This window comes from Streptomyces sp. NPDC047982, from assembly GCF_043204165.1.
In the GTDB taxonomy this organism is placed as follows: Bacteria; Actinomycetota; Actinomycetes; order Streptomycetales; family Streptomycetaceae; genus Streptomyces.
The window spans coordinates 12921-30963 of sequence record NZ_JBIDBS010000036.1 but is presented as its reverse complement, the minus strand read 5'-3'; the positions used below and the strand labels follow the sequence as shown (position 1 = coordinate 30963).

The 18043-nt window shown below is 73.5% G+C and carries 2 protein-coding genes; both read left to right on the top strand.

Annotated elements, in window-relative coordinates; translation table 11 throughout:
- Nucleotides 1-5000 (top strand): amino acid adenylation domain-containing protein (locus ACGF2V_RS29780; RefSeq protein WP_362710740.1); only part of this gene is annotated, 5000 nt, incomplete at its 5' end.
- 61 nt (nucleotides 5001-5061) lie between these two features.
- A complete protein-coding gene (locus ACGF2V_RS29775; protein WP_362710737.1) occupies nucleotides 5062-17889 on the top strand; it encodes an amino acid adenylation domain-containing protein in 12828 nt (4275 codons plus the stop codon).
- Nucleotides 17890-18043 lie beyond the last annotated feature (154 nt).

The following is an 18043-nucleotide window of genomic DNA, read 5'->3' as shown; positions in this document are numbered from 1 at the left end:
ACATGGTGCCGACGGCGTTCGTCGTCCTGGACGAACTGCCGCTCACCGTCAACGGGAAGGTCGACCGCAGGGCGCTGCCCGCACCCGAGGCGGAGGCGGGGGAGGAGTACGTCGCCCCGCGCACCGACGCCGAAAAGACTCTTGCGGGCATCTGGGCGGACGTCCTCGGTGTCGAACGTGTCGGCGTCCACGACAACTTCTTCAGCCTCGGCGGCGACTCCATCTCCAGTCTTCAGGTCGTCTCCCGCGCCCGTCGTGCCGGGATCACCCTGACCTCGCGGGACGTCTTCCAGCGGCAGAACGTCGCCGACCTCGCCGCCGTCTCGCACACGTCCTCCTCCGCCGACCCGTCGGCGGAGGAGGAGACCGGGGCCCGGCCGCCGGTCTCCGGCCCGGTCGCGGCGACCCCGATCCGGGAGTGGTTCTTCGCCCACCACCCGTCGGCGCCGCACCACTTCGCCATGTCGATGGCGTTCGAGTCGGCCGGAGAAGTCGACGTACCCGCGTTGCGGGCCGCTGTTGCCGCGCTCGTCGCCCAGCACGACGGGCTGCGTTCCACGTTCCACCGCACACCCGGCGCCGACGCGTGGACCGCTGTCATCGCTCCCGTCACCGATGTCGCCGTGGACTCCGTCCTCACTGTTCACACCGGCGACACCGGCACATGGCGTGCCCAGGTCGCCGCCGCTCAGGCGGGGATGGACCTCGCCTCGGGGCCGCTGTTCCGCGTCGTCGTGGGCGACCGGGGCCCGGACCGCCCGGCGCTGCTCGGGATCGTGGCCCACCACCTCCTCGTCGACGGCGTGTCCTGGCGCATCCTCCTGGAGGACCTGGAGGCGGCGTACGCCCAGGCCCGAGCCGGGGACGCGGTACGCCTCGACGCACGGACCTCGTCCGTGCGGGAATGGGCCGACCGGCTCGCCCGGCACACCGCCGACGGCGGGTTCGACGACCAGGTCGCTTACTGGCACGAGGCCGCCGCCCCGGACGCCGTCGCCCTTCCCGTCGACTTCCCGGGCGGACGCAACACGATGGCCGTCCAGTCCACCGTGGAGGTGACCCTCGACACGGAGACGACGGCGGCGCTGCTCCAGCGGGTGCCGCCCGTCTACCGGACCAGGATCGACGACGTGCTGCTGACGTGTCTGGCGCGTGTGCTGCGCACGTGGACGGGTCGGGAGCGGACGGCCGTGGACTACGAGGGGCATGGGCGGGAGGACCTGTTCGACGACGTCGACCTGACCCGTACGGTCGGGTGGTTCACGACCATCCACCCCTTCGCGCCCGCCCTGCCCGATGCGGGGGACGGCGACGGTTTCGGGGCCGCGGTGAAGGCGGTCAAGGAGCAGCTGCGCGCGGTCCCGGACCGGGGCATCGGGTACGGCGCGCTGCGCCACCTCGCCACCGACTCCCCGTTCACCGACCACCCCACACCCCGCATCAGCTTCAACTTCCACGGCCGGTTCGACGCCACGGCCGGCCTGGGCGGCGGCCCGTCCGCGGACGGCCTCCTCGGGCGGGCGCTGCCGCCCGTCGGAGGCGACCACCACCCCGACGAGCAGCGCGCCCACGAGCTGGACGTGATCGGTGTCGTCACGGACGAACGGCTGACCTTCACCTGGACGTACTCCACCGAGCGGCACCGCACGGCCACCATCGAGCGTCTGGCACACGCCCTCGCCGCGCAGATCGGCGGCTTCGTGCGCCACTGCGCCCGGCCCGAGGCCGGTGGGCGCACGCCCTCCGACTTCCCGCTCGCCCGGCTCGACCAGGCCGCCGTGGACGCCCTCGCAGGCGCCGGACGGCAGGCGCAGGACGTGGAGGACGTTTATCCGCTCACCCCGCTGCAGAGCGGCATGCTGTTCCACACGCTCGCCGACCCGGGCGTCTACCTCGACCAGGTGTCGTTCGTGCTGGAGGGAGCCGGAGACCCGCAGGCCCTCGCCGAGGCATGGCAGCGGGTCGTGGACGCCACTGCGGCGCTGCGCACCCACCTCGTGTGGGAGGACGTGCCGCAGCCCCTCCAGGTCGTGCGCCGACACGCCGCGCTCACCGTGCGCCACGAGCCGGCCGGCGCGGACCCCGTCGCCGTCGCGGCGGCCGAACTGGCCACCGGCATCGACCTCACCACCGGGCCGCTGATGCGCATCGCACTGATACCGGAACGGCCCGGCGCCGTCCGCGTCGTGTGGACGTTCCACCACATCGTCCTCGACGGCTGGAGCACCTCCCGGATCTTCGCGGACGTCTTCGCCCACTACACGGCGCTGACGCGCGGCGAGCGCGCCCCGGCCCCGGCTGCCAGGCCGCCGTTCGCCGACTACGTCGCCTGGCTGGGCCGCCAGGACCCGCAGGCCGCCGAGGAGCACTGGCGGCGGGTCCTCGACGGATTCCGCGCGCCGACACCGCTGCCGGTCGACCGGACACCGGCCCCGGGACACCGCGCGCACGCCGCCCGGCGGGTGCGGGCCGAACTCGCCCCCGCCGATGCGGCCGCCGTGTCACGGATGGCGAGGGAACACGGACTCACCCTCAACACGGTCGTCCAGGGCGCCTGGGCGTTGATGCTCGCCCGCTACGCGGGAGAGACCGACGTGTGCTTCGGTGCGACCGTCTCCGGACGCCACGCCGACCTGCCGGGCATCGAGTCGACCGTCGGCAACTTCCTCAACACCCTGCCGGTGCGCACCGACGTCGGCGGGTCCGGCAGCGTCGTCGACTGGCTGCGCGGACTCCAGGCCGAGCAAGTGGAGTCCCACCGCTTCGAGCACCTGTCCCTGCACGGCATCCGTGAGTGCGCGACCGAACTCCCGCAGGGCAACGAGCTGTTCGACAGCATCGTCGTCTTCGAGAACTACCCCGGCAACGAGGAGGCCGCCGCCGCGCACGGGCTGCGCGTCACCGACGTCACCGCCGTCGACACCACCAGCTACCCGCTCGACCTGACCGCGTACGCCGACGCCGACCGGCTCGCCCTGCACCTCTCCTACGACCCCGCGCTGTTCGACCACGACCGGGTCACCCGCCTGTCCGCCCAACTCCGCGCGCTGCTGCGGGCCATGGCCGACGATCCGACGGTCCGCCCGGCCGAACTGTCCATGCTGCCCTCCGAGGAACGCGCCCGGCTCGTCGAGCCAGGCGGCTGGAGCGGCGGGACCATCCCGTACGAGGACGGGACCTGCCTGCACGACCTGATTGCCGCGCAGGCGCGCCGCACCCCGGACCTCGACGCCGTGCTGTGCGGCGACGACGTCCTGTCGTACGCCGAGCTCGACGCCCGCGCCAACCGGCTCGCACACGAACTCGTCGCCCGCGGTGCCGGCCCCGGGGTCGTCGTCGCGATCTGCCTGGAGCGCGGTACCGAGACGGTCGTGGCCCTGCTCGCCGTGCTGAAGGCGGGCAGCGCCTACGTGCCCCTCGACCCGGCCCACCCCGCCGAACGCCTGGCGTACGTGCTGGCCGACAGCGAAGCCCGGATGGTCCTCACCCGAAGTTCGCTCGCCCGGACGCTGCCGCCCGTCGACGCGACCGTACTGGCCCTGGACGCCGAGCCGCTGCGCCGCGCCGTGGCCCGCCACCCCGCCACCGCGCCCACCACGCGGGTGCGGCCCCGGGACCTGGCGTACGTCATCTACACGTCCGGTTCCACCGGGCGGCCCAAGGGCGTCCAGATCGAGCACCGCAGCATCAGCCACGGGGCCGCGTCGTGGGACGCCGCCTACGGGTTCACCGACGGGCGGCAGGTGCGGCAGCTCAACGTCGCCAGCATGTCCTTCGACGTGTTCGTCTCCGACCTCGTGCACGCCCTGTGCCACGGCGGCGCGCTCGTCCTCGCGCCCGCCGACACCGTCAACGACCCGGGGCGCGTCCTCGACCTCGTGCGCTCAGCGGGCGTCACCCACCTCGACACGGTGCCCGCCCTCGCCACCGCCCTCGCCGACGAGGCCGCCCGGCGCGGCGAGGAGCTGCCACCGCTGCGGGTCCTCGCCGTCGGCGCGGACCTGTGGCGCACCGACGACTGCCGCCGCCTCCTGGAGCGCACCGACACGGCGACGACGACCGTCCTCAACACGTACGGGGTGACCGAGGCCACCGTCGAGTCCTGCCTGTACCCGGTGCACGCCGACACGCTGCCCGACACCCCGAGCGTCCCCATCGGCCGCCCCAACCCGGGCATCCGCATGTACATCCTCGACCAGGCGCTGCGGCCCGCGCCCGTCGGCGTCACCGGCGAGCTGTATCTCGGCGGCCCGAGCGTCGGGCGCGGCTACCTGGGCCGGCCCACGCTGACCGCCGAGCGGTTCGTGGCCGACCCGTACGGGGACCGGCCGGGCGACCGGCTCTACCGCACCGGCGACCGGGCCCGGCATCTGCCCGGCGGCGACATCGAGTTCGCCGGACGCGCCGACGAGCAGACGAAGATCCGCGGCTTCCGCATCGAACCCGGCGAGATCGAGACGGCCCTGCGCAAGCACCCGGCCGTCTCCCGCGCCGTCGTCATGGCCCGCCAGGACCACGGCGCCTCACCGCAGCTCGTCGCCTATACCGTTCTGCACGACGGCCACGCCTTCGCCCCGGCCGAACTGCGCGCCCACCTCAAGGCCCTGGTGCCGGCGTACATGGTCCCGGCCGCGTTCGTCGTCCTCGACGCGCTGCCGCTCAACGCGAACGGCAAGGTCGACCGACGCGCCCTGTCGGCGCCCGACCCGGACGCCGTACGGACCGGGACCGAGTACGTCGCCCCCCGCACCCCCGGCGAGGAGACCGTCGTTGCCATCTGGCAGGAGGTCCTGGGCCTCGAACGGATCGGCGCCGAGGACGACTTCTTCGCCCTGGGCGGCAACTCGATCCTCACCCTCCAGGTCACCGCCAGGATCCGGACCCGTTTCGGGGTGTCCCTGACCGTCCGGGCCGTCCACGACGCCCCGACCGTCGCCGCACTCGCGGACGCGGTGGAGGAACGCGTCCTCCAGGAGCTCGAGGAGTCGATGCGGGGCTGAGCCGCGCCCGCAACCGACCCGCACGCACGCGCATTCACCCAGCACGACCCGAGGGGGTTTCATGAACACGGCGTCCACGCCGAACTGGAAGTCCGACACGGTACCGGCGGGCGCCACCGTTCTGGAGGCGGTCGCCCACTGGGCGGCCCGCACCCCGGACGGCATCGCGGTCGAGTACGGCGAGACCGCCCTGACCTACGGGGAGCTGAACGAGCGGGCGGAGCGGCTGGCGCACCTGCTGCGCCGGTCCGGGGCGGGGGCCGAGGACCGGGTCGCCGTCTGCCTGGACCGCTCCCCGGAACTGGTCGTCTCGCTGCTCGCCGTGCTGCGCTCCGGCGGCGTGTACGTGCCGGTCGACCCCGGCTACCCCACCGACCGCATCGCCTACATGATCGAGGACGCCGCCCCGCGGCTGCTCGTCACCCGCGGCGGTCTCTGCGCCGGGGCGACCGAGGCGGGGACGGAGAGCGGCGCCCGCGTGATCGACCTCGACCACGTCGCGGCCGACCTGCTCACCGGCCCGGCCGTCGCCCCCGCGGCCGGTCACGGTGCGGCCTGCGGCGCCGCCTACATGATCTACACCTCGGGATCCACCGGCCGCCCCAAGGGCGTCGTCGTCCCGCACGCCGGACTTCCCGGGCTCGCCGCCGCGCACACCGCCGCGCTCGACCTGCGGGCCGGTGACAAGGTCCTCCAGTTCGTGTCACCCAGCTTCGACGTGGCCATGGCCGACATGGTGATGACCCTCACCGCGGGTGCGACCCTCGTCCTCGCCCCGGGCCGGCCGCTCGGCGACGAACTGCTGCGGCTCCTCGCCGACCGCCGGGTCACCCACGTCATGCTGCCGCCCGTCGTCCTGGGCACCCTGCCCGCCGCCGACCTGCCCGCGCTGCGCACCGTCGTCGTCGGCGGCGAGACCTGCCCCGACGACACCGTCGCCCGCTGGGCCACCGGCGGACGCCGCGTCATCAACGCCTACGGCCCCACCGAGGCCACCGTCTGCACCACACTCTCCGCCCCGCTGCCCGCCGACGGCACCGGCCCGCACCCCATCGGCCCGCCCATCGACGGCGCCCGCGCCCACGTCCTCGACGCCCGGCTGCGCCCCGTCGCCGACGGCGAGTGGGGCGAGCTGTACCTCGGCGGCCCGCTCGCCCGCGGCTACCACCGCCGCACCGGCCTCACCGCCGGGCGGTTCGTCGCCGACCCGTACACCGAACGGCCCGGCGACCGGCTCTACCGCACCGGCGACATCGTGCGCCGGCGGCCCGACGGCGACCTGGAGTACGGCGGACGCGCCGACGACCAGGTGAAGATCCGCGGCCTGCGCGTCGAGCCCGGCGAGATCGAGGCCGTCCTCACCGGCCACCCGGCCGTGCGCAGCGCCGTCGTCGTCGCCCGCGAGGACCGGCCGGGCCTCAAGCGCCTCGTCGCCTACCTCGTCGGCCACGACGGCGACCGCCCGTCCGTGGCGGACGTCCGCGCGCACGCCGCCGCCGAACTGCCCGAGGCGATGGTCCCGTCCGCGTACGTCGTCCTCGACGCGCTGCCGCTCACCGCCAACGGCAAGCTCGACCGGCGCTCCCTGCCCGCCCCCGCGCAGGACGCCGACCGCCCCTACACCGCCCCGCGGACGCCTGCGGAGACCGCCGTGTGCGCGATCTGGGCCGAGGTCCTGGGCGTCACACGGGTCGGAGCCGACGACGACTTCCTCGATCTCGGCGGCGATTCCGTGCTCGCCCTCCAGGTCGTCACCCGCATCCGTGCCGAGCTGGCCGCGGCGCTCACCTGGCGCACGCTCTTCGACCATCCGACACCGGCCGCCCTCGCCGCTCTCGTCGAGAGCGATCCGGGCGGGGAGCGGGGCGAACCGGAACGCATCCCCGTGCTGACCGACCGGAGCGGGCCGCTGCCGCTCGCGCCCGCTCAGCAACGCCTGTGGTTCCTGCACGAGTTCGCCCCCGGCAGCGTCGAGTACAACACGGCCGCCGCCCTGCGGATCACCGGGGATCTGGACCTCGACGCGCTGCGCGCCGCCGTCGGCGACCTCGTCGCACGGCACGAGACCCTCCGCACCGTCTTCGAGAACCACGACGGCCGGCCCGTCCAGATCGTGCGGCCCGAACTCGCCGTCCCCGTAAGGACCGTGGACCTCACCACGGAAGCCGACGCCGAAGCGGCTCTCGACCGGGTCCTCCTCGCCGAGCAGTCCGTCCCGTTCGACCTGCGCACCGGACCGCTGCTGCGGGTGCTCGCCGTCGCTCTTGGGCCCGGCGAGCACGTCGTCCTGCTCACCCAGCACCACATCGTCACCGACGGCTGGTCCGTCGGCGTCCTCGTGCGCGACCTGGGCGCCCTGTACGCGGCCCGCCGCGACGGTACGGCCCCGGCCGGGCTGCCCGAACTCCCCGTCCAGTACGCCGACTACGCCGACTGGGAGCGCGCCCGCACCGACGGCGACGCCCTGGACGCCCGGCTCGACCACTGGCGCGACCGCCTCGCTGACCTGCCCGTGCTCGACCTCCCCACCGACCGGCCGCGCCCCGCGGTCCGTACCGCGAGCGGCGCACTGCACACCTTCCACGTGCCCGCCGACGTCACCGGGCGCCTGACCGGCCTCGCCCGGCAGCAGCGGGCCAGCCTCTTCATGGCGCTGACCGCCGTGACCCAGCTACTGTTCGCCCGCCACAGCGGGCGCCGCGACATCGCCCTGGGCACCGTCACCTCGGGCCGCGACCACCAGGACACCGCGGACCTCGTCGGGTTCTTCGTCAACACTCTCGTGCTGCGCGTCGGCGTCGATGAGACCTGCTCCTTCCGCGACCTGCTCGACCGCACCCGCGGTGTGGTCCTGGACGCCTTCGCCCACCAGGACGTGCCGTTCGACCGGCTCGTCGAGGCACTCGCGCCCGAGCGGGACCCCAGCCGCACCCCGCTCGTGCAGGCGGCGCTCGTCCTGCAGAACGCCTTCGGCGACGCCGACGGCCTCAGCGACTTCGCCGGACTGCCCGCCGCACGCGTCCCCGTGCCGCGCGCCTCCGCCCGCTTCGACCTCACCCTCGAGTTCTCGGCTCGGGACGGCGGACTCGATGTGGAACTGGAATACAGCACCGACCTGTTCGACGCCGCCACGATGCGACGCCTGGGCCGTCAGTGGGTGGCCCTCGCCCAGGAGCTGACCGCGTACCCCGAGCGCCCCACCGCCGCCATCGGCCACCTCACGCACGACGAACGGCAACGCATCGTCGAAGAGTGGGGCCGCTCCGCCATCGGCGCCGCAACCCCGGCCCTGACCCTGCCCGCCCTGTTCGCCGCACGCACCGCCGCGGCCCCCGACGCGCTCGCCGTCGAACACGGCGACACCCGCCTCAGCTACGCGCAGCTCGACGCCGCCTCCGCCCGGCTCGCCCACCTGCTGCGCACCCGGGGCGTGGGCCGCGAGACCCGCGTCGCCGTCCTCCAGCCCCGCTCGGCCGACTGGCTGGTCAGCCTCCTCGCCGTCGTCCGGGCGGGCGGCGTCTACGTCCCCGTCGACCCGGAGTGGCCCGCACAGCGCCTCGACCACGTCCTGCGGGACTGCGGCGCCCGGCTCGTGATCCGCGCCGGCGACCCGTCCGGCGCGCAACCGCCGACCCCGTCCGTCCTCGGCCTGCCCGTACTCGACCTGGACGACCCCAGGGTCCGGCGCGAGACCGCCGCCCGGCCCGCCACCGCGCCCGACGTGCGGATCCCCCTGGACGCCGCCGCGTACATGATCTACACCTCCGGCTCCACCGGCCGCCCCAAGGGCGTCGTGGTCACCCACCGAGGCATTGCCGGCTTCGCCGCCGCGGCCTGCGCACGCCTGCGCACCGGCCCGACCGCCCGCGTCGTGCAGCTCGCCTCCGCCGGCTTCGACGCCTCCGTCATGGAACTCCTCATGGCCCTCGGGGGCGGCGGCACCCTGGTCGTCCCCGACGGCCACGGCCCCCTCGTCGGCGAGGCGCTCCACCGCTTCTTCGCCGACCGGCGCATCAGCCACACCCTGATCCCGCCGACCGTCCTCGGCACCATGCCCGCCGGTGATCTCCCGGACCTGAGGGTCGTGGCCACCGGCGGCGAGGCGTGCGGCCCGGACCTCGTGGCCCGCTGGGCCCCCGGCCGGATCATGGTGAACGCGTACGGTCCGACCGAGGTGACCATCGCCGCCTCGATGAGCGATGCCCTCACGCCGGGCGCGGGCGCCCCGCCGATCGGCGAACCCGTCGCCGACGCACACGTCGCCGTCCTCGACCCATGGCTCCGCCCCGTCCCCGTCGGGGTCGTGGGCGAGCTGTACGTCTCCGGCCCGGGCCTCGCCCGCGGCTACCACGACCGGGCCGGTCTCACCGCGGAGCGCTTCGTCGCCGACCCGGCCGGAACGGGAGGCCGGCTCTACCGCACCGGCGATCTCGCCAGCTGGCACCCCGACGGCCAACTCGCCTACCAGGGACGGGCGGACGACCAGGTCAAGCTGCGCGGCCTGCGCATCGAGCTGGGCGAGATCGAGGCGGTCCTCGCCCGCCACCCGTCGGTCGCCCAGACAGCCGCCGTGGTACGCGAGGACCGTCCCGGCCACCCGAGGATCGTCGCGTACGTGACACCGGAGCGGCCCGGCGCCCACCCGGACGCGGACGTCCTGCGGGCACACGCGGCCGGCGAACTCCCCGCGTACATGGTGCCGTCGGCCTTCGTCACGCTCGACCGGATGCCGCTCAACACCAGCGGAAAGACCGACCGCAAGGCCCTGCCCGCCCCTGACACCGACAGCACGGCCGGGCACATCGCCCCGCGCACCGACACCGAACGGACGCTCTGCGAGATCTGGGCCGAGGTCCTCGACCTGGCGGACATCGGCGCGCAGGACAATTTCTTCGCCCTGGGAGGCGACTCCATCCTCAGCATCCAGGTCGTCACCCGCGCCCGCCAGGCCGGACTCGACCTCGCCTCCCGCGACATCTTCGCCCACCAGACCGTCGCCGCCCTCGCCGCCCACGCAGACGCCGCGGACAGCCGGAGCACGCCGACCGTACGCGCCGAACAGGGCACGCTGCGGGGCGAGATCCCCACCACCCCCATCCGCGAGTGGTTCTTCACCACGCACCCCGTGGCCCCGCACCACTTCAACATGGCGATGGAACTGACCCCCGCGCCCGGCACCCGGCCGGACGCCCTGCGCGCCGCCGTCGCCGCGGTCCTCGACCGGCACGACGCCCTGCGGTCCGTCTTCCCCCTCGGCGCGGACGGGGTCCGGCACGGCCGCATCGAGCCGACCGTCGACCTCGACGCCGTCCACACCGTCCACCCGCTCCCCGAGGGAGCGGCCGGGGACACCGCGTGGGCGGACCTCACCCACCGGGCCCAGCGCGAGCTCGACCTCGATCGCGGGCCCCTGGTACGGATTCTCACCGCGGTGCAAGGCGAAGGACCCGACCGCGAGGTCACCCGGATCCTCGTCGTCGTCCACCACCTCGTCATGGACGGCGTCTCCTGGCGCATCCTCCTCGACGACCTCGCCACCGCGCACACCCGCATCCGCGACGGACACCCCGCCGACCTCGGTCCCAAGACCACCTCCGTGCGCCAGTGGGCCGACCGCCTCGCCGCACACACCCGCACCGGCGGCTTCGACGACCAGCGCCCCTACTGGGACGCCGCCCTCGCCGATGCCCACACCGGCCCCCTGCCCGCCGACGTGCCCGACGGCGCCGACACCCTCGCCCACCAACGGACCGTGACCGTCGCGCTCGACACCGACGAGACCGAGGCGCTGCTCCAGCGGGTGCCGCCCGTCTACCGGACCAGGATCGACGACGTGCTGCTGACGTGTCTGGCGCGTGTGCTGCGCACGTGGACGGGTCGGGAGCGGACGGCCGTGGACTACGAGGGGCATGGGCGGGAGGACCTGTTCGACGACGTCGACCTGACCCGTACGGTCGGGTGGTTCACGACCATCCACCCCTTCGCACCCGCCCTGCCCGATGCGGGGGACGGCGACGGTTTCGGGGCCGCGGTGAAGGCGGTCAAGGAGCAGCTGCGCGCGGTCCCGGACCGGGGCATCGGGTACGGCGCGCTGCGCCACCTCGCCACCGACTCCCCGTTCACCGACCACCCCACACCCCGCATCAGCTTCAACTACCTCGGCCGTATGGACGCCGCGACCGCCGACCACGACTGGATCCGGTCGACCACCCTCAACCCGGGCGGAGAATTCGCCCCCGACGAGGCCCGGCCCCACGAACTCGACGTCATCGGCGAGATCCGGGACGGCCGGCTCACCCTCACCTGGACGTACTCCGCCGCCCGCCACCACCGCACCACCGTCGAACACCTCGCCCGCGAACTGGCCGACGACCTGCGCGGCTACCTCCGCCACTGCGCCGACCCGGCGAACGGCGGGCGTACCCCGTCCGACCACCCGCTCGCCGGTCTCGACCAGACGGAGACCGACCGGATCGCGGGCAACGGCCGCACGGGCGTCGCCGACATCCTGCCCCTCACCCCCCTCCAGGCCGGCATGGTCTTCCACGCCCTCGCCGAACCCGGTTCACCGGCCTACCTCGAACAGTTCTGCTTCCTCCTGGAGGACACCGCCGGCCGGACCATCGACACCGCCGCCCTCGCCGACGCCTGGCAGCACACCGTCGACCGGTCCGACGCCCTGCGCGCCGTTCCTGTCTGGGACGGACTGCGTCACCCCGTCCAGGTCGTCCACGACGACGTCACCCTGCCGGTCACCGTCCTCGACTGGAACGACGCAACCGGGGAGGAACCGGCCGAGGCCGAGCGGCGCCGCGAGGCCGCGTTGCGCGACCTGCTCGCCGCCGACCGCGCCGAGGGCATCGACCTCACCACGGCCCCGTTGATGCGGCTCGTCCTCATTCGCTGCGCCCCCCACCGGGTACGGGTCGTGTGGACCTTCCACCACCTGCTCCTCGACGGCTGGAGCACCGCCGCGCTCCTCGACGACGTCATCAGCCGCTACGCGACCGGCACCGCCGCCCCCAGGCCCCCCTTCCGCCACCACCTCGCCCGCCTCCACGAGCGGGCCGGGCAGCGCACGGCGGGCCTCGACCACTGGCGCACCGCGCTCGCCGGATTCACGGAGCCCACCGCACTGCCCCACGACCGCGCCCCGCAGGACACGACCGGTCACGGCCGCTCCACCGCCCACATCGCCCGCACCGCCTCCGAGACACTCTCCGCACAGGTCACCGCGTTCGCCCGCCGGCACCACCTCACGGTCAACGCCATCGTCCAGGGCGCCTGGGCCCTGCTGCTCTCGCAGTACGCGGGCAGCCGCGACGTCGTCTTCGGGACGACCGTGTCGGGGCGGCCGGCCGACCTGCCCGGAGCCGAGGACATCCTCGGCCTGTTCATCAACACCCAGCCGGTACGGGTCGGCATCGACCACGGCCAGTCGGTCCCCCGATGGCTCACCGCCCTCCAGGCCGCCCATGCCGAGGCCCGCCGCCACGAGGACATCGCGCTCAGCGACATCCCGACCGACCTGGCCCCGGGGGCCCCGCTCTTCGAGAGCCTGCTGGTGTTCGAGAACTACCCCATCGACACCGACGGCGTGCGGCGCTTCGGCCTGGCCCTGCGCGACATCCAAGTCACCGAGACCACCAACTACCCGCTCGTCCTGACGGCCTACGCCGCCGGACTCCTCAGCTTCGACCTCGGCTACGACCCCGGCCGCTTCGACGCGAGCACCGCGGAGCGCCTCGCCGCCCACCTGGAACACCTCCTCGACGCCCTCACCGGCTCGCACCCGGACACTCTGCTCGGCGACCTGTCGGTCCACTCCGACGACGAACTGCGGCGCGTCCTCGACGAGTGGAGCGATGGCGGAGACAGCGCCTCCGCAGGCGGCTCGGTCGTCGCCGCCTTCGCGGAACGGGCCGCCGCGACACCGCGTGCGGTGGCCGTACGGTGCGGCGAAAACGCTCTCACCTACACGGAGCTGGACGCGGAATCGGATCGACTGGCGCGGGTGCTGGTCGAGCGCGGAGTGACCGCTGAGACAAGGGTCGGGCTCCTGCTGGAACGGTCGGTCGACGTCGTCGTGGCGATGCTGGCCGTGCTCAAGTCCGGCGGCGTGTACGTGCCGTTGCATGCCTCGTATCCGCAGGAGCGGCTGCGCCGCGTGCTGGGGCAGTGCGGCGCCCGGGTCGTCGTGACCGACACGGCGATGGCGCCGCGCGCCGCCGCGGTGGCCGTGCCCGTGGTGCGGGTGGACGAGGTGCCGTGTGACGAAAACGCCCTGCCGGTGGCAACGGCGGCCGGCTCATTGGCGTATGTGATGTTCACTTCGGGGTCGACGGGTGTGCCGAAGGGTGTGGCGGTCACGCATGGGGACGTCGTGGCGTTGGCGGCGGACGGTCGTTGGGGTTCGGGTGCGCATGGTGCGGTGTTGTTCCATTCGCCGCATTCGTTCGACGCGGCGACGTATGAGGTGTGGGTGCCGTTGCTGAACGGCGGGACCGTGGTCGTGGCGGAGGCGGAGCTGAGCGCGTCGGTGGTGCGTGAGGCGGTGGCGGCCGGGGTGTCGTCGGTGTTCCTGACGAAGGCGCTGTTCGACATGCTCGCGGGGGAGGACCCGGGGTGCTTTGCGGGTCTGCGTGAGGTGTGGACGGGGGGTGAGGCGGCGTCGGGTGCGGCGATGGCGCGGATGCTGGAGCACTGCCCGGACACGGAGCTGATCCATGCCTACGGACCGACCGAGTCGACGACGTTCGCCGTCTGCGGGCCGCTGGCCGTGGGCGACACGAGCGGGTCCGCCGTCCCTCTGGGTTCGGTCATGGACAACACGCGGGCGTATGTGCTGGACGCGGCGCTGCGGCTGGTGGGTGTGGGTGTGCCCGGGGAGTTGTATCTGGGTGGTTGCGGTCTGGCGCGTGGCTATGACGGCAGGTCCGATCTGACGTCGGAGCGGTTCGTCGCGGACCCGTTCGGTGAGGGCGGGAGGTTGTATCGCACGGGTGATGTGGTGCGGTGGCGCGAGGACGGCCGGCTGGACTTCCTGGGCCGTGGTGACGGTCAGGTCAAGGTGCGGGGCTTCCGTATCGAGGTCGCCGAGATCGAGGCCGCCCTGGCGCGGCACACGTCCGTGGGTGTGGTGTCGGTGCAGGTCCGTGAGGACCGTCCCGGGGTGAAGCGCCTGGTCGCCTATCTCGTCCCGGCCGCCGGTCACGTCCCCGACACGGCCGAGATCCGGGAGCACGCGGCCGGGCTGTTGCCGGAGTACATGGTGCCGTCGGTGTTCGTCGTCCTGGACGAACTGCCGCTCACGGTCAACGGGAAGGTCGACCGCAGGGCGCTGCCCGCACCCGAGGCGGAGTCGGGCGCGGGGGAGGAGTACGTCGCCCCGCGCACCGATACCGAGAAGATCCTCGCGGGCATCTGGGCCGATGTCCTCGGTGTCGAACAGGTGGGTGTGCACGACGACTTCTTCGCGCTGGGCGGTGACTCGATCTCCAGTCTGAAGGTCGTCTCGCGGCTGCGCGGCGCCCTGGGCACAGGCATGTCCCCCCGTGCCCTGTTCGACCACCCGACCGTCGCGGCCCTGGCCGGGCAGGTCGCCGGTGACGAGCCGGAGGAGCCGGGGATCCGCCCCGCACCCCGTACCGGACCGCTCCCGCTCTCCTTCGCCCAGGAACGCCTCTGGTTCCTGGACGACTACGACCGGGACGGCGTCGAATACAACGTCGTCACCGCTCTGCGTCTGACGGGTGAGTTGGATGTCGTGGCGCTGCGGGCGGCCGTGGCTGGACTCGTCGCCCGGCACGAGGCCCTGCGTACGACCTTCGACTCCGTCGACGGCCAGGGTGTCCAGACCGTCCACGCGCCCGGCGAGCTGGAGGTCGCGGTACGTGAGACCGGGCTGGACGAGGCGTTCCACGAGGCCGTCTCGATCCCGTTCGACCTGGTCGCGGGCCCCCTGTTCCGGGTACTCCTCGCACGGTGCTCCGAGCGGGAGCACGTCCTCGTCCTCGCGATGCACCACATCGTCACCGACGGCTGGTCCATGGGCGTGATCACCCGCGAACTGAGCGCGCTCTACACCGCCGCCGTACGCGGGGAGAAGGCGGACCTCCCGAAATCCCCGGTCCAATACCCGGACTTCGCCGTCTGGCAGCGCGAGCGCCTCGACACGGACGGCGCTCTCGACAAGGAACTCGCCTATTGGAAAAACAAGTTGGCGGACCTCGAACCGCTGGAACTGCCGACCGACCGGCCGCGTCCGGCCGTGCGGGGAACGGGCGGCGCGCTGCACGCGTTCGATGTGCCGGCCGCGCTCACCGACCGCCTCACGGAGACCGGGCGGACCCGCGGGGCCAGCCTGTTCATGTCCCTGACCGCCGTCACGCAGCTGCTCCTGTCCCGGTTCGCCGGTCGCCGGGACGTCGCACTCGGGACCGTCGTGTCAGGGCGGGAACGGGCGGAACTGGAGAACCTCGTCGGATTCTTCGTCAACACGCTCGTCCTGCGGACCACCATCGACGAGGCGCGGAGCTTCGACGACCTGCTGACGCAGGTGCGCGGAACCGTGCTGGACGCGTTCGCGCACCAGGACGTGCCGTTCAGCAGGCTCATCGAGGAACTGGCCCCCGAACGCGACACCTCCCGCACCCCGCTCGTCCAGGCCATGCTGGTCCTGCAGAACACCCCACGGCCCGAATTCGAGCTGCCGGGCGTACGTGTCACGGAGTTCGTGCCGCCCCGCGACACGGCCCAGTTCGATCTGCACCTGGAGTTCCAGCCGGGCCGCGACGGTGGTCTGGAGGCCGTCATGGTGCACAGCGACCTGTTCGACGCGGCGACCGCGGACCGGCTCGCCCGGCACTGGCTCGCCCTGGCAAAGGCGCTGACGGCCGCTCCCGCGCTGCCGCTGCGCGCCCACGACCCCATGGACGCCGCCGAGCGGCGCCTGCTGCTCGACTCGTGGAACGAGACCGGTGACCCGGGCGTCCCCGCCCCGTCCCCGCTCACGCTGTTCGAGGAGCGGGCGCGGACGGTTCCGCAGGCGCCGGCGGTCACCTTCGGAGACACCACGATCGACTACGGGGAGCTGAACGAGCGGGCCGAGCGGCTCGCCGACCGCCTCGCCGCTCACGGCGTGGGCCCCGAGGCGCGCGTGGGACTGGTGCTGCCGCGCTCGATCGACCTGGTCGTGGCCGTGCTCGCGGTGCTGAAGGCGGGTGGCGCCTACGTGCCGGTGGACCCGGCGGCCCCGGCCGACCGGATCGCCTACATCATGGCGGACAGCGCGGCACAGCTCGTCGTCACGCATCCGGCCGTACGGGACGTCCTGCCGCCCGACGCGGTGGCGGACCGGCCGCTGCTGGTCCTCGACGGCGATGCGCCCTGCGGCGCGGGCGTCCCCACCGCCGGGCGCGTCCGCGGCAGGGGGCCGCTGTCGCCGGAGTCCGCCGCGTACGTCATCTACACCTCCGGCTCCACCGGCCGCCCCAAGGGCGTGGTCGTCACCCACGGCAACGTGGCCCGCCTCCTGGCCGCCGCTCACGAGGACTTCTCCTTCGGTGCCGACGACGTGTGGACGATGTTCCACTCCTACGCCTTCGACTTCACGGTCTGGGAGCTGTGGGGCGCGCTCGCGCACGGCGGCCGACTCGTGGTGGTCGACAAGGACGTCGCCCGCTCACCCGCCGACTTCGCCCGGCTGCTGGACCGTGAGCGGGTGACGGTCCTCAACCAGACACCGTCCGCGTTCTACCGCCTCGTCGAGGAATTCGACCGGATCGGCGACGGACTGCGGGAGCGACTGGCGCTCGCCACCGTCGTCTTCGGCGGCGAGGCGCTCGACTGGACCCGGATCGGCTCCTGGGTGGAGCGCTCGGGCGTCGACGGGCCCCGGCTGGTCAACATGTACGGCATCACCGAGACGACCGTGCACGTCACCAGCCGTCCCGCCGAGGCGGCCTTCGCCCGTGAAGGCTCCGGGAGCGTCATCGGCCGGGCCATGCCCCACCTGCGTGCCTACGTCCTGGACGACGCGCTGCGGCCCGTGCCCACCGGCGTCCGCGGCGAGCTGTACATCGCGGGCGGCGGCCTCGCCCGCGGCTACCTGGAGCGGCGCGGCCTCAGCGCGGTGCGGTTCGTCGCCGACCCGTACGGCGAAGCGCCCGGGCAGCGTATGTACCGGACCGGCGACACCGCCCGTTGGAACGCGGCCGGGATGCTGGAGTACCTGGGCCGCAGCGACGACCAGGTGAAGATCCGCGGCTTCCGCATCGAACTCGGCGAGATCGAGGCCCAGGTCGTCCGCCACCCGCAGGTCGCCCAGGGCACGGTCGTCGTCCGCGAGGACCGGCCCGGCGACCGGAGGCTCGTGGCCTACGTCGTCCCGCGCGCCGACGGCGACCCGGCCGCGGCGGTCGCTTCGTTCGACGACCGGCCGCTGCGGGAGGCCCTGGGGGCCGCCCTGCCCGACTACATGGTGCCCGCGGCCTTCGTCCCGCTCGAACGGCTGCCCCTCACCGTCAACGGCAAGCTCGACCGGCGGGCGCTGCCGGCCCCCGAATACGGCAGCCGGGCCGACCACGTCGCGCCGCGCACCCCCACCGAGGAGGCACTCGCCGAGATCTGGACGGAGGTGCTGGGGCTCGAACGGGTCGGCGTCGAGGACGACTTCTTCGGCCTGGGCGGAAACTCGGTTCTGAGTCTTCGCGTCGTTGCTAGGGTCCGAACCGTGTTCGACATCAACCCCTCGGCCCGTGTCATGTTCGACCATCCGACCATTGCGCTGCTCGCCCGGCAGGTCGAGGAGTTGATCATCGCGGAGATCGAGGAAGCGATGGCCGCAGAGGAAATGAACCTCGATCTCACGGACGGCGACCCGGAGTAGACCGGGCGCGGCACCGCACGACACGAGCGTCGTCGCGCGCACGAGGCGCGACGACGTACGACACACGACACGTACGACACGTGTGCGCGACCGACCGGGCGAGCGAGAAGCGAAGCCGGTCGGTCGCGCACACGCGCCTTTCCCTGCCCTGCGG

What these genes read in the sequence shown, in the direction of transcription:
- ACGF2V_RS29775 (WP_362710737.1), top strand. Translation starts at nt 5,062, where the DNA reads ATGAACACGGCGTCCACGCCGAACTGGAAGTCCGACACGGTACCGGCG.